General features: G+C 60.5%; 26 protein-coding genes. 12 read left to right on the forward strand and 14 right to left on the reverse strand.

Features of this window, described 5'->3' with window-relative positions:
* Window positions 1–9 precede the first annotated feature (9 nt).
* Window positions 10–948 (reverse strand): transcriptional regulator GcvA, encoded by a 939-nt coding sequence (gcvA, locus tag BSK43_RS13875; protein ID WP_077472083.1) that lies wholly within the window; start codon window positions 946–948, stop codon window positions 10–12.
* 157 nt (window positions 949–1,105) lie between these two features.
* Between gcvA and BSK43_RS13880 the strand changes: the two genes are divergently transcribed.
* The 3 genes from BSK43_RS13880 to BSK43_RS13890 are packed head-to-tail and all read left to right on the forward strand — an operon-like array spanning window position 1,106 to window position 3,581.
* Complete coding sequence (locus tag BSK43_RS13880) at window positions 1,106–1,576, forward strand: RidA family protein (protein ID WP_077472082.1); 471 nt, start codon at window positions 1,106–1,108, stop codon at window positions 1,574–1,576.
* 2 nt (window positions 1,577–1,578) lie between these two features.
* Window positions 1,579–2,772: an aminotransferase class V-fold PLP-dependent enzyme gene (locus BSK43_RS13885; protein WP_077472081.1), complete on the forward strand. Its 1,194-nt coding sequence runs from the start codon at window positions 1,579–1,581 to the stop codon at window positions 2,770–2,772.
* Window positions 2,773–2,798: 26 nt separating this feature from the next.
* Window positions 2,799–3,581, forward strand: a complete 783-nt coding sequence (locus BSK43_RS13890) for an SDR family oxidoreductase (protein WP_077472080.1) — start codon at window positions 2,799–2,801, stop codon at window positions 3,579–3,581.
* A gap of 101 nt (window positions 3,582–3,682) precedes the next feature.
* On the opposite strand, the gene BSK43_RS13895 is transcribed toward BSK43_RS13890, so the two are convergent.
* Window positions 3,683–4,459, reverse strand: a complete 777-nt coding sequence (locus BSK43_RS13895) for an SDR family oxidoreductase (RefSeq protein WP_077472079.1) — start codon at window positions 4,457–4,459, stop codon at window positions 3,683–3,685.
* Between the two features lie 55 nt (window positions 4,460–4,514).
* On the reverse strand, window positions 4,515–5,408 hold the full coding sequence (locus tag BSK43_RS13900) for an aldose 1-epimerase (protein WP_077472078.1): 894 nt from the start codon (window positions 5,406–5,408) through the stop codon (window positions 4,515–4,517).
* A 375-nt stretch (window positions 5,409–5,783) separates the two neighbouring features.
* Between BSK43_RS13900 and BSK43_RS13905 the strand changes: the two genes are divergently transcribed.
* The 6 genes from BSK43_RS13905 to BSK43_RS13930 all read left to right on the forward strand — a co-directional run bounded on the left by BSK43_RS13905 (window position 5,784) and on the right by BSK43_RS13930 (window position 10,862).
* On the forward strand, window positions 5,784–6,767 hold the full coding sequence (locus BSK43_RS13905; protein WP_077472077.1) for an arabinose ABC transporter substrate-binding protein: 984 nt from the start codon (window positions 5,784–5,786) through the stop codon (window positions 6,765–6,767).
* A gap of 70 nt (window positions 6,768–6,837) precedes the next feature.
* Complete coding sequence (gene araG, locus BSK43_RS13910) at window positions 6,838–8,343, forward strand: L-arabinose ABC transporter ATP-binding protein AraG (protein WP_077472139.1); 1,506 nt, start codon at window positions 6,838–6,840, stop codon at window positions 8,341–8,343.
* Between the two features lie 15 nt (window positions 8,344–8,358).
* A complete protein-coding gene (gene araH, locus BSK43_RS13915) occupies window positions 8,359–9,312 on the forward strand; it encodes an L-arabinose ABC transporter permease AraH (protein WP_077472076.1) in 954 nt (317 codons plus the stop codon).
* Between the two features lie 110 nt (window positions 9,313–9,422).
* On the forward strand, window positions 9,423–10,199 hold the full coding sequence (locus BSK43_RS13920) for a FadR/GntR family transcriptional regulator (protein WP_068394329.1): 777 nt from the start codon (window positions 9,423–9,425) through the stop codon (window positions 10,197–10,199).
* Between the two features lie 115 nt (window positions 10,200–10,314).
* Window positions 10,315–10,569: a type II toxin-antitoxin system ParD family antitoxin gene (locus tag BSK43_RS13925; protein WP_077472075.1), complete on the forward strand. Its 255-nt coding sequence runs from the start codon at window positions 10,315–10,317 to the stop codon at window positions 10,567–10,569.
* Window positions 10,569–10,862 (forward strand): type II toxin-antitoxin system RelE/ParE family toxin, encoded by a 294-nt coding sequence (locus BSK43_RS13930; RefSeq protein ID WP_077472074.1) that lies wholly within the window; start codon window positions 10,569–10,571, stop codon window positions 10,860–10,862. The genes BSK43_RS13925 and BSK43_RS13930 overlap by 1 nt, the downstream gene beginning before the upstream one ends.
* A 98-nt stretch (window positions 10,863–10,960) precedes the next feature.
* Here BSK43_RS13930 and BSK43_RS13935 read toward each other — a convergent pair whose 3' ends face one another.
* Window positions 10,961–11,848 (reverse strand): LysR family transcriptional regulator, encoded by an 888-nt coding sequence (locus tag BSK43_RS13935; protein ID WP_077472073.1) that lies wholly within the window; start codon window positions 11,846–11,848, stop codon window positions 10,961–10,963.
* A 241-nt stretch (window positions 11,849–12,089) separates the two neighbouring features.
* Between BSK43_RS13935 and BSK43_RS13940 the strand changes: the two genes are divergently transcribed.
* A complete protein-coding gene (locus BSK43_RS13940; RefSeq protein WP_205910613.1) occupies window positions 12,090–13,340 on the forward strand; it encodes an MFS transporter in 1,251 nt (416 codons plus the stop codon).
* 197 nt (window positions 13,341–13,537) lie between these two features.
* On the forward strand, window positions 13,538–14,962 hold the full coding sequence (locus BSK43_RS13945) for an NAD-dependent succinate-semialdehyde dehydrogenase (RefSeq protein ID WP_136687039.1): 1,425 nt from the start codon (window positions 13,538–13,540) through the stop codon (window positions 14,960–14,962).
* A gap of 61 nt (window positions 14,963–15,023) precedes the next feature.
* Here BSK43_RS13945 and BSK43_RS13950 read toward each other — a convergent pair whose 3' ends face one another.
* The 9 genes from BSK43_RS13950 to BSK43_RS13990 all read right to left on the reverse strand — a co-directional run bounded on the left by BSK43_RS13950 (window position 15,024) and on the right by BSK43_RS13990 (window position 22,919).
* The gene (locus tag BSK43_RS13950) at window positions 15,024–15,914 is read right to left on the reverse strand and encodes an alpha/beta hydrolase (protein WP_077472071.1); all 891 of its coding nucleotides are present in this window, start codon (window positions 15,912–15,914) and stop codon (window positions 15,024–15,026) included.
* Between the two features lie 20 nt (window positions 15,915–15,934).
* Window positions 15,935–16,717, reverse strand: a complete 783-nt coding sequence (locus BSK43_RS13955) for an aspartate dehydrogenase (RefSeq protein ID WP_348641751.1) — start codon at window positions 16,715–16,717, stop codon at window positions 15,935–15,937.
* 11 nt (window positions 16,718–16,728) lie between these two features.
* Window positions 16,729–17,430, reverse strand: coding sequence for an ABC transporter ATP-binding protein (locus BSK43_RS13960; protein WP_077472069.1), 702 nt, complete (start codon window positions 17,428–17,430; stop codon window positions 16,729–16,731).
* Window positions 17,424–18,179, reverse strand: a complete 756-nt coding sequence (locus BSK43_RS13965; protein ID WP_077472068.1) for an ABC transporter ATP-binding protein — start codon at window positions 18,177–18,179, stop codon at window positions 17,424–17,426. Before BSK43_RS13965 ends, BSK43_RS13960 begins: the two co-directional genes overlap by 7 nt.
* Entirely contained in the window at window positions 18,176–19,147 is a 972-nt protein-coding gene (locus BSK43_RS13970) for a branched-chain amino acid ABC transporter permease (protein ID WP_246662573.1), read from the reverse strand. The genes BSK43_RS13965 and BSK43_RS13970 overlap by 4 nt, the downstream gene beginning before the upstream one ends.
* A 2-nt stretch (window positions 19,148–19,149) precedes the next feature.
* Entirely contained in the window at window positions 19,150–20,064 is a 915-nt protein-coding gene (locus tag BSK43_RS13975) for a branched-chain amino acid ABC transporter permease (protein WP_077472066.1), read from the reverse strand.
* Between the two features lie 93 nt (window positions 20,065–20,157).
* On the reverse strand, window positions 20,158–21,327 hold the full coding sequence (locus tag BSK43_RS13980; protein WP_077472065.1) for an ABC transporter substrate-binding protein: 1,170 nt from the start codon (window positions 21,325–21,327) through the stop codon (window positions 20,158–20,160).
* A 67-nt stretch (window positions 21,328–21,394) separates the two neighbouring features.
* Window positions 21,395–21,940: a 3-hydroxyanthranilate 3,4-dioxygenase gene (locus BSK43_RS13985; protein ID WP_068394354.1), complete on the reverse strand. Its 546-nt coding sequence runs from the start codon at window positions 21,938–21,940 to the stop codon at window positions 21,395–21,397.
* 22 nt (window positions 21,941–21,962) lie between these two features.
* Window positions 21,963–22,919 carry a dihydrodipicolinate synthase family protein gene (locus BSK43_RS13990; protein ID WP_077472064.1) on the reverse strand — a complete coding sequence of 319 codons (957 nt, stop codon included), beginning with the start codon at window positions 22,917–22,919 and terminating at the stop codon, window positions 21,963–21,965.
* Window positions 22,920–23,165: 246 nt separating this feature from the next.
* Between BSK43_RS13990 and BSK43_RS13995 the strand changes: the two genes are divergently transcribed.
* Window positions 23,166–24,071 (forward strand): LysR family transcriptional regulator, encoded by a 906-nt coding sequence (locus BSK43_RS13995; protein WP_136686923.1) that lies wholly within the window; start codon window positions 23,166–23,168, stop codon window positions 24,069–24,071.
* A 22-nt stretch (window positions 24,072–24,093) separates the two neighbouring features.
* Here BSK43_RS13995 and maiA read toward each other — a convergent pair whose 3' ends face one another.
* On the reverse strand, window positions 24,094–24,753 hold the full coding sequence (gene maiA / locus BSK43_RS14000; RefSeq protein WP_169055396.1) for a maleylacetoacetate isomerase: 660 nt from the start codon (window positions 24,751–24,753) through the stop codon (window positions 24,094–24,096).
* Window positions 24,754–24,961: the final 208 nt, after the last annotated feature.

Below are 24,961 nucleotides of genomic sequence, written 5' to 3' on the forward strand. Positions count from 1 at the left end.
GCTGGCGGGTCAGGGCAATGCGATATCATTGCCGGTCGCTGCATGTTTCTGGTTAACCGCGGCTTCGGTTTCAGAGATCAGCCAATCGATGAAGGCTTGGGTAGCAGGAGCGATCTTGCGGTCTTTTTGCGTCACGAGCCAATGCGCTGTTCTGGTGGAGGTGATCGTCTGCGGAAACGGCTGTACCAGACGTCCGGTCCGCAAGTGATCGGGGATGAGCAGCATGCGTCCTATCGCGATGCCTTGACCGTCGAGCGCCGCCTGCAGGGTGATGTTGTAATCGGTGAGTTGAATGCTGCGGGCTTGGGAGAGATCCAGCCCCACGGCAGAGGCCCAGACCTGCCAGTCGACAGGTTTCTTGGCGAACAGCAAGGTATGGCGCAGCAAATCCTGCGGCGTGACGATGGCTCCACCCGACTGCAGGAGCATCGGGCTGACCACGGGGCTGAGTTGTTCGGCCATGAGCAACCGTGCATCGACCCCGGCCCAGCGTCCGTCGCCATAGCGGATGGCGATATCGGTCTCGCCGGCTGCGACATTGGCAACGCGCAGCGAGGGGTCAAGCTCGAGATCGATGTGCGGATGGTGCGATTGAAATCTGTGCAGGCGTGACACCAGCCAGTTGGCGGCGAAGGAGGGCAGGAGGCTGATGTGGACCACATTGCGCCCGCTCCTGCTGCGCAGGTCCGAGGTGGCGGCGGTGATCAGGCGCAACGCATCGCTGGTTCGCGTGCGATATTCTTCGCCCTCCGAGGTCAGAGCGATGCTGCGCGCCTTACGTACGAACAGCGGCAGACCGAGGAATTCTTCCAGCTGGCGGATGTGATGGCTGACTGCGCTTTGCGTGATCAGTAGTTCCTCGCCGGCCCGCCGAAAGCTCATCAGCCGCGCGACGGCCTCAAAGACTCGGAGCGCCTGCAATGGCGGCAAGGTGGTGGAGGAACGCATTCGGTCTCATGCTCTCGCGGGCGTGCAATTGGGTCGGCCATCAGTCTATCGACTTGTTCAGACATTAGCCAGATCGATCAGTGAGGCCGCTGTTTTGAATTGGATATCTCAGGCCGCGCGGCCGATAATACCGGCAGAGAGACAGCAGGAGATGATGATGTCAGCCACCATAGCGGAGAAGCTTGCAACCCTTGGCCACACACTACCGGACGCATCGGTGCCGGTTGCCAATTACGTGTCGTTTGTCCGCACGGGCAACCTGTTGAGCATATCGGGACAGATCAGCCGTATCGATGACGAGAATGCCGTGCTCGGTATCGTCGGTGCGTCTGTCTCTCTTGAGGAGGGCCGCAGGGCCGCAGAGATCGCGGCAATCAACGTGCTCTCCCAGATTGCAGCTGCAACAGATGGAGCGGTCGCAAGCGTGCGCCGCATCATTCGCCTGGGTGTGTTTGTGGCTGCTGCACCTGATTTTGCCCAGCATCCGCAAGTCGCCAATGGTGCATCGGATCTGATGGTTGCCGTGTTTGGTGATGCCGGGCGCCACAGCCGCGCCGCCGTCGGCGTCAGCTCATTGCCGCGCGGTGTCGCGGTCGAAGTCGACGCGCTTGTCGAACTGGAGGACTGACGGTGGCTAAAACGCTCGACATCGAACAGCTGCGCGCGGAAACACCGGGCTGCGCCACCGGCACGCATTTCAATCATGCCGGCTCCTCATTGGCCTCGAATACCGTGCTGGCGGCCGTGACGGAACATCTGCGGCGGGAGTCGCTCTATGGCCCCATGGAAGCCGCGGCTAATGCTGCGGGTCTCATCGATGAGGTGAGGGCCGATGCCGCCGGCCTGGTGGGTGCGACATCAGCCGAGATTGCCTTTGCCAGCAGCGGTTCCGCCGCATGGGGTCTGGCCTTTGCGGCTCTGCCACCACTTGTTGCGGACGATCGCATACTGGTTGGCCGTCAGGAATGGGGCGGCAATCTGTCGACCATGCAGGCGGCGGCCAAACGGGCAGGCGCCCGCATCGAGACCATTCCCGCCAACGAAGACGGCAGCGTGGACGCCAATGCCCTCGCCAATATGATCGACGATCGCGTTCGCCTTGTTGCTTTAACGTGGCTGCCGGCGAATGGCGGGCTCATCAACGATGCGGCTGCCATCGGCAAGGTGACGAGAGCGGCTGGCGTTCCCTATTTCATCGATGCAGCGCAGGCGCTCGGCCAGCTTCCCGTGGATGTTGGCGCCATTGGCTGCGACATGCTCAAGGGCTCGGGCCGGAAGTTTCTGCGCGGGCCGCGCGGCGTTGCAGTTCTCTATCTGCGCAAGGCATTCCTAGAGAAACTGGAGCCAGCCTATCTCGATGTCCTTTCGGCATCATGGGGAGAGGACAGGCCCAATGTGCGGACGGATGCGCAGCGCTTCGAGACGAGCGAAAAGCCCATTGCCTTGCTGCTGGGGCTGGGAGCGGCGCTGAAGCAGGCGCGCCATCTTGGCGTCGATGTCATCCGCCAGCGGATCAAGGATCTTTCCGGGCAGTTGCGGGATCAGCTCGGCTCTATTCCCGGTGTCACGGTCCAGGATCTCGGGACGGAGAAATCGGGGCTGGTCTCATTTACCGTGGCCGGCGTTGCGCCGCAGACTATTCGCAGCAAGCTTGCGGAAAAACAGATTGCAATCGCGGCAAATGGCATACCTTACACTCCGCTTGATATGACTGCGCGCTGCCTCACCGAGATTGCGCGTGCGTCGGTGAGCTATCTGAACACAACGGATGAAATCGACCGTCTTTGCGACCATATTGCTGCTCTCGCGCAGCAGGCGGCTTGACGGAACAAAGGACAGGTGAAGACAGGATGGATCTGGGAATCAGAGGCAAGCGGGCAATCGTCTGTGCGAGCTCGAAGGGGCTCGGTCGTGGCGTTGCCGAGAAGCTGGCGGAGGCAGGCGTCGACCTGACGTTGAATGCGCGCACGGAATCCGTGTTGCGCGCAACGGCAAGGGAGATCGCCGATACCTATGGCGTCAAGGTGCAGGTCGTCGCGACAGACATTACGACAGAGGAGGGCCGCAAGGAGCTTCTGGCCGCTGAACCGCAGCCGGATATCCTGGTCAACAATGCCGGTGGCCCGCCCGCGGGCCTCTGGTCGGATTGGGGCGAGGAGGAGTGGCTGAGCGCGGTCAATGCCAATATGCTGACGCCGATCTATCTGATGAACGCGATCCTGCCCGGCATGATCGAGCGCCAATGGGGCCGCGTGGTCAATATTACCTCCGGCTCGGTCAAGTCGCCCATTCCCCAGCTTGGACTGTCGAATGCCGCTCGCGGCGGTCTCACCGGTTTCGTGGCCGGAACGGCGCGGCAGGTGGCGCGCCACGGTGTGATCATCAACAACCTGCTGCCGGGCTCGCATGAGACCGACCGGATCAAGGGACTGTTGGAAAAGACCTCGGAAACCAAGGGTATTTCCATCGAGCAGGCCCGCACTGAGGCCCATGCCGCCAACCCGACAGGGCGGTTCGGCACAAAGGAGGAGTTCGGCGCTGCCGCCGCGTTCCTCTGCAGCCAGTATTCGGGCTTTATTGTCGGACAGAACCTTCTGCTTGACGGTGGCGCCTTCAATTCGACATTGGGATGAAAGCGCTCGCCATCGCCCGAGCCTCTTCTTCGCAGACCCGGTCGCCTTGCTCAATCGCCTGTCCGCGATGATGTGGACAGGCTGAAGCTTTCCCTATGTGGTCATTGATGATGCAGCACGCTCAGGCCACCGTCCACGGTCAGGCTCGTGGCATTCATGAAGGGGCATTCGTCCGAGATCATGAAAACTGCGGCAAGCGCGATCTCCTGGGGCGTGGCGATGCGACCGCCCGGATGCAACTTCATCGTTTCCGCCTTGGCTTTCTCCGGATCGGGAAAGCTGTTCCAATAATCGACGGCCTTCTGCGTGGCGACATAGCCGGGCGCGAGCGCGTTCACGCGCACATTCTTCGGCGCATATTCGATGCCCAGTGACTTGGTCATACCCAGAAGCGCGTGCTTGGCGAGCGGGTAGGGGAAGGTGTGCGGAATGATCGTGAAGGCATGGGTCGAGGCGATATTGAGGATGACACCGCCGCCGCGGGCGATCATGTCAGGCAGGACGGACCGGCAGCAGTTCCAGGCGCCCTTGAGGTTGATGTCGAAGCAACGCTGCCAGTCCTCGTCCGTCGTCTGCAGCGGCTCTGCAAAAACGTTGACCCCGGCATTGTTGACCAGCGCGTTGATGCTGCCGATCTCGCCAGCGGCTCTGGCCACGGCTGCGCGCACAGCTTCGGCATCGGTGATGTCGGCGGCCTGGTAGCCAAGCTTGGCGCCACTTTCCTTCAATTTGCCGGCCGACTGCTGCAGAAGGGTCTCGTCGCGGTCGATGAGGAAGATGCTGGCATCCTCGGCTGCACAAGCCTCGGCGATGGCTAACCCGATCCCTTGGGCGGCTCCGGTAATGAAGACGCGTTTTCCAGAAAGGCGATTTGGCATTCGGCATTCCTCTTTCAGTTTGGCCCGGCAATCCGGGTGGTGATCCGGTCGCGAACTATTCCGGATATCTTTGCGGCTGCAGGTGGATCGATCCCGCAAGGATTTCCCCCGGTCGCAGGATCTTCAAGTCTCCCAGGTCGGGAAGGTTATGACCGTTTGCGATATGGGTCATCGGCTCGAAACAGAAATAATCCTCGCGGAAACTCGGGTTGAAGTTTTTGTCGGGGATGAAGATGAATGCATGCCTGACTGATGTGTCGGCAGTCAGTCGCAGGCTGGCATGTCTCTCCGGCCAGATGATCTCCGCCTTGCCGCTCCATCCCTCGAAACCGTTGTTGACCCAGCGACGCGGCAGCGGCGAAGGCTTGGAGAAATCGAGATCGGCGGGAATGTCGGCGCGTTCTCCCGGCAGCCAGCCCTCGGTCTCCGTCCAGAATCGTTGGGCTGGCGCAAGCAGGGTCGTCTCAGGGGTGAGCGGGAAATAGGGATGCCAGCCCAGCCCGAAGGGCAGCGTGTCCTTGCAGGTATTCTTGACGCTCATATGAAACGTCAACCCGTGGGATGACAGGGTGATAGTCTGTTTTGCCTCGTAACCATATGGCGTATCGCCCTCCGGATGACGAAAGCCGATCTGCAATTCGTTTACGCTGCGCGAGAGGATGGACCACTCTTCCTGCCAGCCATCGCCGTGCAGATAATGGGGATCCGAGGCCGTGTTCGGTCGGAACTGATAGTCTCGCCCCTCAAATACGAAACGATTGTTTCTTATGCGGTTGCCGAAGGGAACGAGAGGATAGCAGGCGGAGGAAGATGCATCGGCACCGTCTGGAGCAGGCCGCAATAGAGCGATCGTGCCGCCATCCATCATCCAGGAATAATCAAGCAGCACGCCGCCGGAAGTCGAGATGCGCGCTGAAAGCGCGTCGTTCTGCAAATCGATAATGGTCATGAAGCGGTCACCTTCCTCACGCGATCAAGATTGTTGCCGAATGGATCGACACTCGATATCCGTCCCATTTGGCGTAGATATATATGATTTATTTTTCCAATTCCGCCAATTTCTCATGGATTCTATCCAAATTGTTTTGCGAATAGCGCATTAGCAATGATGTTCGATAGATATGAGCTGTGGTGGCGATATAAAAATCATACACAAATATTGACTGGTATGATGTTTTTTCATATTCAAGGCCTCGGGTCCAGTGGACTGTAGATACGGCTTAATTGTTATACAAATAATTGACTCGTATTACAATATAACTTAGGGAAGTCGAGCGGTTCCTCAGGAGATGGATGGGGACGCGCAAACAAAGGGAGAGAGATCATGCGCTTTTTCAAAGCGGCAATCCTTGCCGGCACCTTTGCCGTTCTGGCTGCCGGCTCCGCTTTTGCGGAGGACGTCAAGATCGGTTTCATCGTGAAGCAGCCCGAGGAGCCATGGTTCCAGGATGAATGGAAATTCGCTGACCAGGCCGCCAAGGAAAAGGGCTTTACACTCGTCAAGATCGGCGCCGAAGATGGCGAGAAGGTCCAGTCGGCGATCGACAATCTCGGTGCGCAGGGCGCTCAGGGTTTCATCGTCTGCACGCCGGACGTCAAGCTTGGGCCGGGCATCGTCGCCAAGGCAGCAGCCAATCAGCTGAAGCTGATGACGGTGGACGATCGTCTTGTCGACGCCCAGGGCAAGCCGCTGGAAGATGTTCCGCATATGGGCATCTCCGCCACGAAGATCGGTGAAACCGTCGGGCAGGCGATTGTCGACGAAGTCAAGAAGCGCGGCTGGGACATGAAGAATGTCGGCGCGATCCGCGTCTCCTATGATCAGTTGCCGACGGCGGTCGACCGCGTCGAGGGTGCGATCTCGGTATTGAAGGCCGCGGGCTTCCCGGCTGCCAACATCTATGATGCTCCGCAGGCAAAGACCGACACGGAAGCTGCGCTCAACGCCGCCACCACGGTCCTCAACAAGCATGCTGACATCAAGTACTGGGTTGCTTTCGGCCTCAATGACGAAGCTGCCCTGGGCGCGGTGCGTGCATCGGAGTCCGTTGGCATTCCGGCCGCCAATATGGTCGCGGTCGGCATTGGCGGCGCGGATTCGGCAATCAATGAGTTCAAGAAGCCTTCCGCCACCGGCTTCTTCGGCACGGTCATCATTTCACCGAAGCGCCACGGCTATGAAACCGCGCTGAATATGTATGACTGGATCGCCAATAGCAAAGAGCCACCGAAGCTGACGCTGACCTCCGGCTCGCTTGCCTTGCGCGGCGATTATGAAAAGGTTCGCAAGGACCTCGGCATCGAATGATCATCTGGTGAAGATGATTGTCGTCCCGGCGGCGCATGTGCCGCCGGGGTATCTTTTCGATGGAGCGAAGATGGATTTCCTCGAATTCAAGAGCATCTCCAAGGGCTATCCTGGGGTCCAGGCATTGTCCCACGTCTCCTTCGGCGTGAAGAAGGGTGCGGTACACGGATTGATGGGCGAAAACGGCGCCGGCAAATCCACGCTGATCCGCGTGCTTTCCGGCGATCAGGCGGCGGATACGGGCAGCATCGTCATCGATGGCATGGAGCAGAACTATAGTTCCGTCCGCGATGCTTTTCATGCCGGCGTCATCGTCATTCACCAGGAACTCCAGCTGGTGCCGGAGCTGACAGTCGCCGAGAACCTCTGGCTCGGGCGTTTTCCCGGCAAGGCCGGCATCATCGACGGCAAGACCCTGGTCGAGACGGTTCGCACCAGGCTTAAGGAAATCGGCATCGACGTCGATCCCGCGGCCAAGGTTTCCTCGCTTTCGATCGGCGCCCGCCAGATGGTGGAGATCGCCAAGGCCGTCATGGTCGATGCGCGGGTGATCGCGCTCGATGAACCCACCTCGTCGCTGTCTTCACGCGAAAGCGAAATCCTCTTTTCCCTGATCGACAGGCTGAGAGCCAAGGGCACCGTCATCATCTATGTTTCGCATCGTCTGGATGAGATCTTCCGGCTCTGCGACAGCCTGACCGTCCTTCGCGACGGCAAGCTTGCGGCGCATCATCCTGACATTGCGAAGACGACGCGCGAGCAAATCATCGCGCAGATGGTCGGCCGCGAGATCAGCAACATCTGGGGTTGGCGCGAGCGGCCGTTGGGCGATGTCCGTCTCGATGTCAGGACGCTTTCCGGTTCCAAATTGCACAACCCGATCAGCTTTTCCGTTCGCAAGGGTGAAATTCTCGGCTTCTTCGGTCTCATCGGTGCCGGTCGAAGCGAGATGGCGCGCCTTCTCTATGGCGCAGACCATCGCCATCAGGGCACGGTGACCATCGATGGCGTTGCGGTTTCACCCAACAATCCGAAGGCTGCCATCAGCGCCGGCATGGTTCTCTGCCCGGAAGACCGCAAGTTTGACGGTATCATTCAGGGGCGATCGATCGAAGAGAACATCGCAATCTCTTCAAGGCGGCATTTCTCGCCCTTCGGCCTGTTGAACGCCAGGAAAGAAGCTTCGGTCGCCGACCAGTTCATTGCCAAGCTCAGGGTCCGCACACCCTCCCGCAAGCAGGACGTCGTCAATCTTTCGGGCGGCAACCAGCAAAAGGTCATTCTCGGCCGGTGGCTTTCGGAGCAGGGTGTGAAGGTGCTCGTCATCGACGAGCCGACGCGAGGCATCGATGTCGGCGCCAAGTCGGAGATCTATGAGATCCTCTACGAGCTGGCGGCTGGCGGAATGGCGATCGTCGTCATCTCCAGCGAGCTTCCCGAGGTCATGGGTATTTCCGATCGCATCATGGTCATGTGCCAGGGCCGCATCGCCGCCAATGTCCCACGGGCCGATTTCGACGAGCGCAGCATTCTGACCGCGGCGCTGCCCGACAAGAATGCCGCCGGCACACTATAATTCAGGAACGATATGATGAACTCGGTGAAAAAAATTCTTCTCGGCGAACAGGGTCTGGTGGTGATCTTTGCGATCGCCTTCGTGATCGTCTCGCTCTTCGTTCCGAGCTTCCTGACGGAACGCAACATGCTCGGCCTGCTGCAGTCGGTTGTCACGATCGGCATCGTCGCCTGCACGATGATGTTCTGCCTGGCCTCGCGCGATTTCGATCTGTCGGTCGGCTCGACCGTCGCCTTTTCCGGCATGGTCGCCGTCATGGTGTCGAATGCGACTGGCTCCATCCCCCTTGGCCTGCTGGCCGCGCTGATCTGCGGCGGCTTCGTCGGCGTCATCAATGGCGTGGTGATTGCCAAATTCCGCATCAACGCGCTCATCACCACGCTGGCGACGATGCAGATCGTTCGCGGGCTTGCGCTGATTGCCTCGGATGGCCGCGCCGTCGGTATTAACGACCCGGCCTTCTACCAGCTGGCGCTGTCGCGCTTCCTGACCGTGCCGACGCCGATCTGGATCATGGTGCTGCTGTTTATCGTCTTCGGCTTCGTGTTGAACCGCACCGTCTTCGGCAAGAATACGCTGGCGATCGGCGGCAATCCGGAGGCCTCACGGCTTGCCGGCGTCAATGTCGTCAACATGCGGATCTGGATCTTTGCATTGCAGGGCCTTGTTTGCGCCATTGCCGGTATCCTGCTTGCCTCGCGCATCACCTCGGGTCAGCCAAATGCGGCAACGGGGCTCGAACTCTCGGTCATCTCAGCCTGTGTGCTCGGCGGCGTATCTCTTGCCGGCGGCCGCGCGGCGATGACCGGTGTAATCGTCGGCGTCCTCATCATGGGCATCGCCGAAAACGTCATGAACCTGCTCAACATCCAGGCCTTCTACCAATATCTGGTGCGCGGCTGCATTCTGCTGATTGCCGTTCTGCTTGACAATCTGCGCTCGTCGGCGGCAGGGCATCGCGCCCGCTAGTCAGGATCAGATTCTCCGGGAGAAGCTTGGCGGACTTGCTGTTGCGCATTGATGCCTGGGCGTGGCGTGCCTCATGATCGTCACCGGGTCAGCGGAAGGGAGTGCAAGTGATGAGTACGCGTTTGGAGTCGTTGCGGACGACACAGGGCGGCGGCGCGCCCGAGCAGGGAAAGCGCAGCGTGCGCGAGGAACTGCTGAAGAAACTCATCGGGCAGATTGTCTCGGGCGCTTTGGCGGAGGGCTCGATCCTTCCCAATGAAGCCGAGCTTTCCGAGGTCTACGGCGTCAGCCGCACCAGCCTGCGCGAGGCCATGCAATATCTGTCGGCGCTGGGAATCGTCCGCTCTCGCACGCGGGCCGGCACCACGGTGCTTCCGCGAGAGAACTGGAACTACCTGGATCCGCTGGTTCTCGATGCGACCCTGGCACTCAGCAATGATCGCAGCTTCTACGATTCCCTGCTTGACGCTCGGCAAGTGCTCGAGCCCGCCGCCGCCGCACAGGCGGCCGCCAATGCTACCGCGAAGCAGCTCGCGCAGATCGCCGAGGCGTTCGAGGATATGGTCGCCGCCAATGCCCGAGACAACGAGGCATGGAGCCAGGCGGATCTGGAGTTTCATACCGCCATCATCAATGCCAGCGGCAATTGGGTTTTCCGTCAATTTGCCACCGCCATCCGCGCGGCCCTGCTTGCAAGCTTCCGTCTGACCAACCGGGCCAGCCAGTCGCATGAATATGCGATCGCCCGGCATCAGGATGTACTCGATGCCATCCGCATGCGCCGCCCCGACGCTGCTCGCTTCGCCATGGAGCAGTTGATCGGAACGGCCAGGATGGAGCTTAGCGACGCCCTGCGTGCTGCCAAGCCAAAGGAACTGTCGGACTAGGCCGCGATCGCCTGCAAGCAGCCAGAGGCCCGATTTGCGTCCGTGCATCTCAGGCAAAGCGAATTTGACAAACTTTGCCAAAATCAGCTAGCTTGGGGGCAATATGGAGGTTCGAATGGCCACGATGAACGTATCCCTGCCGGATCCGATGAAGGATTGGGTCGAGGCGCAAGCCAGGACCGGGCGATATTCCAATGCCAGCGATTATGTGCGCGACCTCATTCGCCGGGACCAGGCGCGCAGTGACAAGGTTGCCGCCATGCAACGCTTCGTCGACGATGGTCTGAACAGTGGCGCTGGCAGCCGGTCGAAGGACGAGCTCTTTGCCACGGCGGTTACGCGTGCGGAAACGACGCGTGACAGCAAATAATGCCCTTTATCCTTTCTGCCGCAGCGGAAGAGGACGTCATTGCGATCGCCGAGCAAGGTGTCCGCTTGTTTGGATTGGCTCAAGCCGGGCGTTACCATGACGAGCTTTTCGCCGTGCTGGACCTGATTGCCGAAAGCCCGCGAATGGCGCGCGAGCGAGAAGAAATTTCGCCGCCGGTCAGGATCCATCCATTCAAAGCCCATCTCGTCGTCTACCGGATCGAAGAGAGCGGCGCCATTTTCGTCATCAGAATACGCCATGGACATGAAGACTGGATCGGCGATCCCGCTTAAAGCATTTCCAGGAAAAGTGCGCAGCGGTTTTCCGTCCGGAAATGCGTAAAAACAAAGGGATAGAGCCCTTTCACGATTCGAAGAAAAGCGAAAGGGCTCTAGGAGCCGCTTTCGAGGTTCAGCATTTCGGCATCCATCCAGCTGCAGAATTGCCGGACGGCTCTCGATTCAGAGCGGCGCTGATAGCGATATGTCCCGGTCTCGACCGGCTTATATCCGGGCAGGATGACAAGTGCGCCCGATTTTATTTCCCGGCCGGTGAGAATCGTCGGTGCCAGCACAGTCCCGAGACCGGCAACACAAGCATGCAGCGCCGCATCGTCCGTGTCGAAAGCATGGGCGAGGGAAAGGCTCGACAGCGTAATGTCAGATGCTTCGCACCAAAGCTTCCAGTCCCAATTTCCGACGGAGCATTGAAGAGCCGGTATGTCCGAAACGGCGATTTCCCGACGATTGGCAGCCTTTGCCAGCAGGCTCGGAGAAATGACGGGACGGCGCAGGTCGCTTGCAAGAAAGTCCCAGCCCTCGGCTGCTTCCGTCGCCCGGAAATAGCGGATGCTGACATCGGAGTCGGGAACGATCGGAAAACCCCGTGCCGAACTCGTCTCCACCCGAACGCGCACCTGGGGGCAGAGCGTGCGGAAACGATCAAGCGACGGGATGAGCCAGCGCAGCGCGAGCGATGTGGTCGCGTGGACGCTGATCTCGTTTTCATCGCGGTAAAGGGCATCCGCCGAACGCTCGATGAGCCCGATCGCCGGCGCCACCTCCTGGTAGAACCTCCGTCCCAGGTCGGTCAGGGAAACGGTATTGTTTCCGCGGTGGAAGAAGTTCACCCCGAGCTCATCCTCGAGCTTCTTGAGCTGGTGGCTCACCGCGCCAGAGGTAACCCCGAGTTCGGCGCCCGCGACCGTCAGGCTGCCGGTTCGAGCCACGATCGCGAATACCCTGATGGCATTAAGGGAGATGCGATGCTTTTCCAGCATGAATTTTTCTCAAGCTCCCCTCAAATTCCTCGTTTGAATGCGGTCCGAAAATAAAGCACAAGCTGGCGCATAAAGCCTCTCAGAATAAGAAATTTTCTCGAGAAGAGCCGCGCCAATGCCAGAGCCATAGCATGAGTGGCGGCCGAGGCAGCATTAATTTCTTTATTCTTGGCGATTGAGGACGATGCCGCGTCTCGTCGTTTTCGCAGAAACAAAAGCTACTCGTGTCCGAAGGTCCGTGATGCCTCCTCTTCCACATCGCTATCGCGACTTGATCCTGTCTTCCGCACCGATTGCCCGGATGCCGTTCCGCTCGCCGACAGCCCGTGCCGTTGCGGCACTGTCGCTCACCCAGCTCATCGGCTGGGGTGCGACCTTTTACCTGCCGGCGGTCACCGGCCCGGCTATGGCTGGAGAGCTGGGCATGGCGCTCCCCATGATCATGGCAGGGCCGACGGTCATGCTTGTCGTCATGGCCATCGTGTCCTGGCCGCTGAGCGCCATCTTCGAGCGCCACGGCGCACGCCCGATCATGGCTTTCGGGTCTCCCCTTGGCGCCGCCGGCCTCTTGATCATGGGCCTGGCCCATGGCTCGGTGTCCTATATCCTGTCGTGGACCATTCTCGGCCTGGCCGGAGCCTGCATGCTAACCACACCGGCGCAGATCGCGGTAACCGAGATCGCTGGTGAGAAAGCACGCCAGGCGCTTGGCGTGCTCATTCTGGCGGGCGGGCTGACCTCCACCATCGTCTGGCCACTGACAGGGCTTTTGCAGGATCAATGGGGCTGGCGAACGACGACATTGGCCTATGCCGCCGCCATGCTGCTTGTCTGCATGCCGCTGCATTGGCTCACGCTTGCACGCCGGCCCCGGGAGCAATCGGCAGCCAAGGCGACAAGCGAGCCCGCCCCCATCGACAGGCCGAGTTTCCTCCTGCTGGCCATGAGCTTTGCCGGCAACGGTTTCATCACCTGGGGGTTCGCCCTCACCATCATCATCCTGTTCGAGGCAGCGGGCCTCGATCATGCCAGTGCGTTGACGGCCGCAGCCTTCATTGGCATTGCGCGATGGGCCGGGCGCGGGGTCGATTTTCTCGGTGGCCGGCGCTGGTCCGGCTTCCTGACCGGCCTTGTCGCCTCCGCCCTGTTTCCGCTGAGTTTCGCCGTCCTTCTCCTGACCAGCAGCTTTGCCGGCGCCATGCTCTTCGCGCTGCTCTACGGCATTGCCAGCGGCGTCACCGCGGTTACCCGCGCCACCCTGCCATTGCAGATTTTCCCCAGCGATAGCTATGCCCGTGCATCGGCACAGCTGGCGGTGCCGCTCAATCTCTCCTATGCCGCTGCTCCGCCTCTCTTTACCGCCATCATGACGTACTGGGGTCCCCACGCCGCCCTATGGCTGGCCCTGGCCATATCGATCGTCGCCTTCGGGACACTTCTCGGTCTTTCGCTGCTGCACAACCGACCGAAACAGGCATCGCAGGAGAATTGAATTCAGAGGCGAGTGTATCTTCGCCTCTGCCATCAAACCTCTGCATCAAGGTGCCGCGGAATTTATCCAGAATTGATATGAATTCATTCGATTTATGTGGATTGTTATATGACCGAATGAATTGCATCCATGGGGCATCCAGCCGGCAGGCTTGAAAGTTCGTTTCTTTTCGCGTGCGGGGAGGTGCCCAGATGACGATGAATGCCGACGTTCCACTTTACATCGGCGGCAGCTGGCGGAGGACTGCGGAGACCTTGCCGATAATCAATCCGGCGACCGAGGAGATTATCGGAACCGTTGCCATTGCCGGCCCGCAGGATCTTGAGGATGCGCTGGCCGCTGCAGCCGATGGGTTTCGCAGCTGGAGCCGCACCTCGCCATGGAAACGATCCGAAATTATCCTGAAGGCCTGTGCCCTCATGCGCGAGCGCATCGAGGATATCGCGCGATCGATCACGGTTGAAAACGGCAAGTCGCTTTCCGAAGCTCGGCTCGAGGTCATTCGCGGCTGCGAGTTCTTCGAATGGGACGCCGGCGAATGCGTAAGGCTCTATGGTCGCGTCATCCCGAGCGAGCCGGGCATCCGCTACACCGTCGTGCACGAACCGATCGGCCCTGTCGCGGCTTTTTCACCGTGGAACTTCCCGATGAGCCAGCCGGCGCGCAAAATTGCCGGTGCCCTTGCCTCGGGCTGCTCGGTCATCATGAAGGCTTCGGAGGAAACGCCGAGCGGGGTGATGCATATTGCCAAAGCATTTGAGGATGCCGGGCTGCCGGCGGGTGTGCTGAACCTCGTCTTCGGCATTCCCGCGCAAATATCCGAATTCCTCATTCCCCGCCATGAGATCCGGATGATCGCCTTTACCGGCTCCACGGCCGTTGGCAAACATCTGACCGAGATCGCCGCCCGTCATATGAAGCCTGCCCTGATGGAACTCGGCGGCCATGCCCCTGTGATTGTCTGCGACGACACCGATCCGGTCGCGGCCGGTATCCTTTGCGCCAGCCGCAAATACCGCAATTCCGGACAGGTCTGCACCTCGCCGACCCGCTTCTTCGTCCATGAGAGCATCTATGAGCGCTTTACCGAAGCTTTCGTGGAAAAGGCGCAATCGATCAAAGTCGGTGACGGTCTCGACCCGTCAACGCAGATGGGGCCGGTCGCCAACGGCCGCCGCATCGAGGCGCTGCAGGCGCTGGTCGATGATGGTCGCGCGAGAGGTGCCAGGATCCTTTGTGGCGGCCACAGGCTGGAAAGGCGCGGTTACTTCTTCGCCCCGACGGCAATCGCCGAGCTGCCCGATGATGCCCGCGCGATGCGCGAAGAACCCTTCGGTCCGTTGGCGCTGATCAACCCGGTCGGCTCCATCGACGAGGCGCTTGAAAAGGCAAATTCGCTGCCTTTCGGGCTCGCGGCGTACGGATTTACCCGCTCGGCCGCCAATGTCGACAGGATCGTGACGGGTCTCGAGGCCGGGAATGTCTCGATCAACACACTTGAAGCATCCCGTGCCGAAACGCCGTTCGGCGGCGTCAAGGAAAGCGGCCTTGGCCGCGAGGGCGGAAGCGAGGGCATCCTCCACTATATGATCGTCAAGAACATCTCGCATCTCATAGAGTGAGCGCGCGTCTCTTCCATCGGCACGTGCTAGCGGGACGCCGATGGGGGAGAGCGCATGGCGGTCAGCGCCCTTTGATCATCGCCAGCAGCGTTTGGGAAAGAACCGTCTCCTCGCTTCGCAATTCCATTAGGATATCGAAGTGATTGCGATCTGATATTTCGAGCGTTTGCACCGCATAGCCAAGTTCGCTCCAAGCCTCGGCGAATGCGGTTGATTGGCGCTTGAAGCCCGGAGCTTCCTTCTCCGCCCAGGCCACCAGTATCGGGCATCCAAGCGGTGGCAGATGCCGAATGGGGCTCAAACTATCCACCTGCTGCGCATCGAGCGAAAGCCATTCCTGCGGAAAGCTGGCGGCAAGCGGTGCGAGCTCGAACAGGCCGCTCACCGGCAGGGCTGACTTGACGACGTCTTCAGGGACGCCGAACTCTTCGTGCCATCCGCCTGCCAGCAGCATGCCTGTGAGGTGACCGCCAGCCGAGCTGCCGCCGATATGGATGCGGTCGCGATCGATGCCGTAGCGGCCGGCATTCTGCCAGAGGAAGGCGAGAGCGCTGCGCACTTCGCGAACGATCTCGGTGAGGGTGACGGTCGGCGCAAGGCGATAATCGACGACAGCAGTCATGATACCGGCCTTGGCCAGCATGCCGGCCATCATCGCGGAGTCGTGCTTGGATAGTGCCCGCCAGTAGCCACCATGAACGAAGAGGAAAACGGGGCGTAGCCCGTCGACAGTCTCGGGTCCGAAAATATCGAGCGTCTGGCTGCTCTCATGATCGTAGACGATATCGGCAAAGCGGAGCCACTCACCGCGTACCTCGTCGGAGGTCTCGCGATAGGCGCGCATCTCCTCTGGGAAGCTGTCACCGACAGTGGCACGCGCATTGTAATCGACGTCAAGCCGTTCTCGCGGCCAGGTCCCCTCTGATATCAGCGCGCTGGCGAAACGGTTCATCATTTTCTCCTGAAGCTATCTCAAAGAACGAGGCCGGAGGCCCGGTTTTCGATCAGTCTGACAATATTGAGCGCGGTCATTTCCGAGGACTTCGGATTGGTCGCCAGAGGCCGGTTCTGCAAACGGATTTCGAGCAGGCCGAAATCGCCCTCGGCCCGGATTTCGTGGGCATTGAACCGAGCGTTCGGGTCAGCAACCAACGTCACCCGCGTCCGGTCGAGGCCGATGCCGGCAAGCGAGGTGATGACAGCGACATTGGCGTTCTGCGGAAAGCGATCGGCCGCCTCCCGTGCCGAGCCCTCGAAAAAGGCGAGAGGCTCCTGTAGCGCGTCGAGATCGCAGAGCGTTTCGGCTGGGGTCCCGAGCCAGGCCTTTGGCGGCTTGATGATGCGGTGTTCGACATCCGTGAGATTGAGCCTGGACGCTGCTGCCAGTGCATCGACGCCACCGAGCGCGCCCGGAGGCACGAGCAATTTCCGTCCCTTGGTTTCTGCGAGCCTCACCAACTCGGAAAGCACTGTTTCTTCGATCAGGCCTGAAGTCGAGGAGACGGCAAAGTCCATGCTGGCGGCGAAGGCCGCGCGGCCGAAGGGCAGCACGCTGTCTCGTCCAGCCGCCTCGACGGCCAGCGTCTCGCCCGTCGCGGCAAGATCGCCGGGTTCTGCAATCAGCCGCGCTCCGGCGGGAAGGTCCGCGCGTTTGCGTTCGGGATCGCGGACGGCCACGGCGACGATGGCGACGGGAGAACCGCGCTGCGGCCAGAAGTGCTGCCACACGCTGGTTGATGGCGCCCCAGCCGACAAGACAGATCGCCTCAGATTCCGACATAAGCCTGCACCCGCTCGTAATCCCGATCGAGATCGGCACCATTGCCAGACCAGACGCTTCGTCCCTTCTCGATGATATAGTGCCGGTCGGCGAGCCGCTTCAGCACGGCGAGATTCTTGTCGACGAGAAGGATCGATTGGCCAGCTGCCCGCAACTTTCCAATCACGTTCCAGATCTCCGCGCGGATGACGGGCGCCAGCCCCTCGGTTGCCTCATCGAGAATGAGCAGCCATGGATTGGTCATCAGAGCGCGGCCGATGGCCAGCATCTGCTGCTCACCTCCAGAGAGCGTTCCGGCGACCTGTTCGGCGCGCTCGCGCATGCGCGGAAACAGCTCATACACCCGCTCGAGCGTCCAGCCATCGGCGTATTTCTTGCGGTTGGCCGCGGTCGCCACCAGATTTTCCCGGACGGTCAAGGTTGAAAAGATCTGCCGTCCCTCGGGGACGAGGCCTACTCCGAGCCGGGCAACACGCTCCGGCTGCTGCCCGGTCATCGGATGGCCACCAATCGTTACCCTGCCACCGCGGGCGGGAACGAGGCCCATGATCGTCTTGATCGAGGTGGTCTTGCCCATGCCGTTGCGGCCCATGAGCGTCACGCATTCGCCCTTGGCGACCTCGAATGAAATATCGAACAGCACCTGGCTGTGGCCGTAGCCCGCTTGAAGTCCCTCGACGCTCAGCATAGTTCGTCCTCGTTTCCGAGATAGGCCTCGCGCACGTCGGCGCTGCCAGCGATTTCCTCGGCACTTCCCGTCATGATGATCCGCCCGTACACGAGCACGGAAATGCGGTCGGCAAGCGCGAAGACGGCATCCATATCGTGTTCGACCAGCAGGATCGTCACCGTGCCGCGCAGGCCCTTGAGCACCTCGATCATATCAAGGCTTTCGGCATGGCCGAGACCGGCCATTGGCTCGTCCAGCAGCAAGACCTTTGGCCGGCCGGCGAGCGAAACCAGAAGCTCAAGTTGCTTTCGCTCTCCCTGAGAGAGGTCGTCGACGATGATGTCAGCACGCTTGCCGAGGGGGCTTTTGCCGAGCAGTTCGTCGGTCTCTTCCCAGACCTCGCGGCGCCCCGTCATGCGATCAAAGATGCGTAAATTGCCGCCGAGCCTTGCCTGGACGGCGACGGCCATGTTCTGCCGCACGGTGAATTCGCCGAGCAGGCTTGTGACCTGGAATGTGCGCCCGAGCCCAAGGGCGACGCGCGCGGCGGGTGCCAACCTTGTCACATCCTGACCGGCGAAGAGGATCCGGCCTTCGCTCGGCAAGAGGTTGCCGCAGAGCTGGTGAATGAGCGTCGATTTCCCGGCGCCGTTCGGGCCGATCAGGGCATGGATATGCCCCTCTTCGAGTGTGAAGCTGACATTGTCGGTTGCCGTCAGCCCGGCGAAGCGCTTCACCAAGCCTTGTGTCTCAAGGATCACCGTCATGCTGCCCTCCTGCGAAAGCGGGCAATGACGCCATTGATGCCGCCCTTGCTGCCGAGCACCACGACCAGCAGGAGGATGCCGAGAATGAGCTGCCAATGTTCCGTCCAGCTTGCCAGATAGGTCTGCAGGAAAATGAAGGCGGTTGCTCCGAAGATCGGGCCGACGAAGGTGCCGACGCCACCGAGGATGATCATGATCATCAGCTCGCCGGATTTGGTCCAGGCGAGCGTGTCGGGGCTGACGAAACGCATGAAGACCGCCATCAGCGCGCCGGCGAGTCCTGCGCCCATGCCTGACAGCACGAAAGCGAAGAGCTTGTATCGGAACGGCTCGATGCCGAGCGAGATCATGCGCTTCTCATTTTGCCGGATGCCGGCGAGCATGGTGCCGAAGGATGAGCCGATCACACGGTTCAGCCAGACGAAATAGAGGACGGCAACGGCGAGGATCACGAAATAAACAGCCGTCTTGTCGCGCAGCCCGATCCCGAACAGCGTATTGGCATTGCGCACGATGATGCCGTCGTCGCCGCCATAGGTTTTGAGCGAGACGAAGAAGGAGAACAGCATCTGGGCGAAGGCGAGAGTGATCATGATGAACTGCACGCCGCCTGTCCTCAGCGCCAGCGCGCCGATAACGAGTGCCAGCAGGCCCGAGACGAGAATGGCGACGGGGATGGTGATCAGCAGTTGGTCGGTGCCCGGAATGAAGCCGAAGAGCGGCACGCCCTCCGCATGATGATAGTAGAGAATGCCGACGACATAATTGCCGATGCCGAAGAAGGCGGCGTGACCGAAGGACACCATGCCGCCGGAGCCGAGCGCCAGGTTGAGGCTTGCGGCAGCAATGGCATAGATCATCACGCGGGCAACAAGGCTTGGGAGCGCCGGCTGGCCGAGCGCGGGCGCCAGGTATGGCAGGGCGGCGAGACAGGCGATCAGCACGAGATAAAGAAAGAGGCGGCGCATGGTCAACCTTTCGCCGGAAAGAGGCCCTTCGGCTGGACGAGCAGCACGATAGCCATCAAAAGGTATATGCCCATGGAGGAGATGCCCGCACCGAGCGCATCCGCATCCGGACCAGCCATAAGGTGACGCAACAATCCCGGCATGAAGGCTCTAAGCCCCGTGTCCAGTACGCCGAGCGTGATGCCGGCCACGAAGGCACCCTTGACGGAGCCGACACCGCCGATGACGACCACGACGAAAGTGGCAAGCAGGATCTGTTCACCCATGCCGACCTGAACGCTGACAATCGGGGCCATCATGAAACCGGCAAGACCTGCCAGCATCGAGCCCAGTCCGAAAATCAGGGTGTAGAGCAGCTTGATATCGACGCCGAGGGCTCGCACCATGTCGCGGTTGGTCGAGCCGGCGCGGACCAGCATGCCGATGCGCGTGCGGTTGATCAAGAGATAGAGGCCGAGCGCCACGAGCAGACCGACGAGGATGATCAGCAGACGAAAGGGCGGATAGAGAAGCCCCGGCAGCAGTTCGATCGGTTGCGACAGCATGTCGGGAAGCTGCAGAAAGACCGGCTGCCGGCCAAACAGCAGCACCGTCAGCTCATTGAAGATGAGGATGAGGGCGAAGGTAGCCAGGACCTGATCGAGATGGTCTCTTTCATAGAGGCGCCGCATCACGCCAAGCTCGACGACGATGCCGACAATCGTCGAAGCGACCAGTGCGGCAGGCAGGCCCAGCCAGAAATTGCCGGTGGCATTCGCCACCCAGGCACCGGCAAAGGCGCCGACCATATAGAGCGAGCCATGGGCAAGATTGATGACGCCCATGATGCCGAAGATGAGGGTCAGCCCGGCGGCCATCAAAAACAGCATGACGCCGTAGAGCAGGCCGTTGAGCAATTGTTCAAGGATAAGGGTCATTGCGCGGTCCAGCGACCTTCCGTCGGGCGTGAATCGAAGCCAAAGCACTATGGCCCGGGCGCGCGAGGCGTCGCTCGGGCCATTGTGTCCGGATTAAAGCTTGCAATCCTTGGCGTGGATATCGCCGTAGTTTTCGACAAGCTTGCGCAGCGTCTTTGTGGTCGGCACGCCGTCGGCGCCCTTCACGACTTCGAGCAGATACCAGTCCTGTACAGGATGCTGGTTCGAGCCGAAGCTGAACTTGCCGCGCACCGATTGGAAATCGGCCTTCTTCACTGCGGCGCGGAAGGCGTCGATGTCGTCGACGCCGCCGGTTGCCTTGAGCGCGGATGCGATCAGGCGGGCGACATCATAACCCTGCGTGCCATAGGTGGTCAGAGGCCGATCCGGATAGGTCGCCTTCCACTTTGCGACCAGCTCTTTGCTGGCGGCATTGTCGAAGTCCGGGCTCCAATGCGAGGTCACCTTCAGGCCGACGGCCGCATCGCCTAGGCTCTTCAGCACGACGGCGTCGCTGGACGGCTCCGAGAGCACCATCGGGATCTGACCGAGCAGACCGGCCTGCTGATATTGGCGAAGGAAGGCAATGCCGAGGCCACCGGGATGGAACTGGAAGACAACATCCGGCTTGGCGGCGCGAATCTGCGCCATTTCGGCGGAATAATCGGTCTGATCGAGCTGGGTATAGACCTCACCGACGATCTCGCCGCCAAAGGTACGTTTGAAGCCGTTCAGCGCGTCCTTGCCGGCCTGATAATTCGGTGCCAGGACAAAGGCGCGCTTGTAGCCAAGCTCCTTTGCAGCAATGCCGGAGGCTTCGTGCAGCGAGTCGTTCTGCCAGGGGACCACGAAATAATTGGCGTTGCAGTCCGGGCCGGCCAGATTCGAGGGTGCGGCATTGGCGCTGATGTAGATCGCGCCACCGTCAACGACGTCGGGCACCACGGCGCCCGCGATGTTGGAGAAGATGATGCCGGTCAAAAGCTTGATCTTTTCGTCGCCCATCATCTTTTCGGCGATCTGCCGACCGTTAGCCGGCTTATTCGCGTCGTCCTCGACGACGAGTTCGACCGGTACGCCACCGAGCTTGCCGCCCTCCATGTCGATCGCGAGCTTCATGCCGTCGCGAACGTCCTGGCCGAGATAGCCGCCGGGGCCGGACAGGGTGGTGATGACGCCGATCTTGACCGGATCGGCCGCGAGCGCAGCCGTCGCGCTGGCAAGCGCAACGGTCAGCGCAAAAAGCGTGTTCCTGAGTTTCATTGGGTTCCCCATTATGTCGTTATTGCATTTGTTCTTAAGGTTCCTTCCGCCTCTCCCAGGGCGGAGGTTATTGCAGCTTCACCCAGCCTTCCGGCGGTATCTTGCCGGGATGGATCGTCCCGCATTTCGGGCAAGTGCGAAGTTTCTCGTCTGCGTAGAATTTTGCATATAGCGGGGGCAGGTCGTCAACGATAGATTCCAGATCGACCTCGGCCCTGTGCACTAAAGTTGTGCATTCGAAGCAATACCACTCAACTGCGTCAAGAGCGCCTTCCTCGCGGACCGCTTCGATCACGAGGCCGATCGAGCCTTCCTGCGGACGCTGCGGCGAGTGGCGGATGTGGGCCGGCAACAGGAAGACATCGCCTTCGCGGATCGGCACGTCATAGAACTCCTTGCCGTCATAGAGCTTGAGCACCATGTCGCCCTTGAGCTGGTAGAAGAATTCTTCCGACGGATCATCATGATAATCGGTGCGGCGGTTCGGGCCGCCGACGATCGTCACCATCAGGTTGCCGTCTTTCCAGATCTGCTGATTGCCGACGGGTGGCTGCAGCAGATGGCGGTGTTCGTCGATCCATTTCTGAAGGTTGAATGCGCTCAATCTGGTCATTGTCGTTCCTCTCTTCTCTTGTTCAGCCGAGCTTTAAGCCGCTTTGTTCGAAGGCGTCGCGCGTCAGGCGTTTCTCTGCTTCCGTCAGCTCCAGCAGCGGCGCACGCACCGGTCCGCCTGCCTGCCCCAGAAGTTCCTGCCAGTATTTCTGGTGAGCATGCGGCTTTTCGGCAGGGCGCGAGCGTTTGAAGGCATCGCGAGCCTGCTGGAGGCTTGCGCTCACGGCCTTCGCCTCAGCCGCCTTTCCGGCGAAAGCGAGGTCGGTATAATCGCGCATGCGCCTGTCGACCTTGGTCTGCAGGGTGTAAGGCGGCGACGAGCAGAGATAGAGCTGCCAGCCCAGTTCCAGCACGTTGTCGAGCCACTCTTCTTCCGACGCGGTGGACACAAGAATACGATCACCGGCGAGTGCGGTCAGCTCCTTGTACATGTCGCGCGGGACGGAATATTTGATGGCAACCACCGTCTCAATATCGGCGAGGCGATTGCAGAGCGCGGGGCTCATCAGATAGCCGCTGTCGGGATGTGACCATAGCGCCATGCCAATATCGACCTTGGACGCGATCGTTTCGTAATAGCGCAGCAGCGTTTCGTCCTGCGCCTTGAAGAAATGCAGGATCGGCGCATGGACGACGATATAGTCGGCGCCGCAGGCCTGCGCATGTTTGGCAAGCTCGATGACGACATCCATGTTCTGGTCGGAACAGGACATGATCGTCTGCGCCCGGCCGGCGGTCGCCTCGACCGAGAGGTCGAACAGGTGCTTGCGCTCGTCCAGCGACATGGCAAAGAACTCGCCCTGCTTGCCGGCGATGAAGAGGCCGTCGATGGCAAGATCGCCGATCCAATGATCGACATTCCGCCGGAAACCATCCTCGTCGATGGCACCATCCTGATGGAAGGGCGTGTTGGCCGCAGCCCAAATGCCGCGCATGGTCGCGCGCGAATGGGCCTTGGCGTTCTTGCGGTCGTATTTCATGGATCCTCCTTGATCGTCGGAATGTTCGGGGCATGGGCGCCAGGAGGGGCATGTCGGTAACGTGGCCACTGAGATGCGGCTGAGCGCGACCATTCCTCCAGCGTTTCCGTGCATTCCGATTGCCGATCCTTAAGGCCGGCGTGTTTGGCAAAGTTCTATCTCCCGAACCATTAAGCAGCAGATTTTTTTATTCAAGAACCGGCGGAAACTGCATATATTCATGTTAATTCCAGTATGGATCGACCGATGATCAATTTACGTCAGATCAAATGCTTCCAAGCCGTCGTCGAGCTTGGCAATTTCTCCCGCGCAGCCGAGCGATTGCGCACGAGCCAGGCGGGCGTCTCGCATGCCATTCATGATTTAGAGGCGTTGCTGGGCACGCGCCTTTTCGACCGCACGACACGGCGCGTGGAATTGACCGAGGCGGGCCAGATTTTCGCCGCCGGCGTGTTGCCGGGGCTCGCCGAAATCGAGCGCGCCGTGGAATCCGTGCGCGACCTCAGCGAGTTGCGGACTGGATTGGTGCGCATAGCCGCGCCACCGCTTTTGGGTGCCACGGTCCTTCCCAGGCTTCTGCAGGAGGTCGCCAAGCTTCATCCGAGCCTGCGGCTGCGGATCGAGGATGTGGGAACCGATCTGATCGTGCCGCGCGTCCGCAACGGCCTCTATGAGATCGGCATCGGCACCTTCAATGCCGATGAGGAAGGGATCGACCGCCAGCATGTGCTGAGCGACCGGCTGATGGTGTTCATCGAAATGAATCACCCTTTCAAATCACTCGAGGAAGTGGATTGGAAGGCGTTGGCGGATCAGCGCGTCATCACGCTGACGCGGGAGAGCAATATCCGCCTGCTGACCGAAATCGGTTTCGAAACAGCCGGCCTGCCCCTTCGTCCGCATCTGGAAGTGCATCAGATACATACGGCGCTTTCGCTCGTCGAAAGCGGCGCCGGTGTCGCGGTGCTGCCGACCTATGCCTTTGCGGCGCTGAACGGGCGCGGCATTGCCGCGCGCCCGTTGATTGGTCCGGCGATCACGCGCCAGGTCAGTATCATAACCGCACGCGAGCGCACCCTTTCGCCGGCAACGACCGCTGTGCGGCCGCTGCTGCGAAAAATCCTGCGCGAGATGGTGCCGGAGGTTCTCTAGGGCAGTGAAGCGTGCCGCCCTGCTAGTGCTGCGTTTTGCCGGATCGGTAGCCGGCTTGCCGGAACGGATGTGCCTCGGCGAATTCCGGAAGCTCGAAGCATTGCTTCCCAAGCGCTGCTACCGTTGGAAATTCTGCGAGATCCAATTTGTAAAGATTGGCCATGACGATCTGGCCGGCAATGCAGATGTCGGCGATCCCCGGTGCGGCTCCCAATGCAAATGGAGCAGGGGGACGCCGTGTCAGCAGCCGCTCATAGGTCGCAAGTCCTTCCACGGTCCAATGTTTGCACCATGACTCGATTGCATCGGCATCGGCACCGAATGCTTCGCCCAGATGCTTTCGGACGCGCGGCACGATCAAGGGGTGAGCGTCGGCGATCGAAACCAGCGCCAGCGACCGGGCATAGGCGCGCTCCTTGGCGTCGGCCGGCATCAGGCGCGGTTCCGGCTCAATGTCGTCGAGATATTCCATGATCGCAAGCGACTGGAAAATGCGATGGCCGTCGTGAACAAGCGTGGGCACGACGCGCTCGGCGTTCACTTCGGCATAGTCGGCATCGAACTGACGGCCGGAAAGAATGTCGATTTCGATTTCCTCGAAGGCAAGCTTCTTCAACGCCAGTGCGACCCGGACGCGGAACGCCGCATTCGAGCGCCAGAAGCTGTAGAGCTGAATTGTCATTGGATCGGTCCATTCTGTGAATTGAATGTATGGAATTGCGATGCGGCGAACGATCATTGTCCTGTTCCGCACCGCGGAAGCACGCCCTGTCTAGCGGATGATCCTACCCTACGTCTCGCATGGACGCCTTGCCATAGGGCAATGCGGGCTTGCGTTCCTGCAAGCAGGTGCAGGAGGCTCGGTGCTTGCCTGTCGGCAACGCGCGCTT

It is taken from the genome of Rhizobium sp. P44RR-XXIV, from assembly GCF_001999485.2.
GTDB lineage: Bacteria > Pseudomonadota > Alphaproteobacteria > Rhizobiales > Rhizobiaceae > Rhizobium.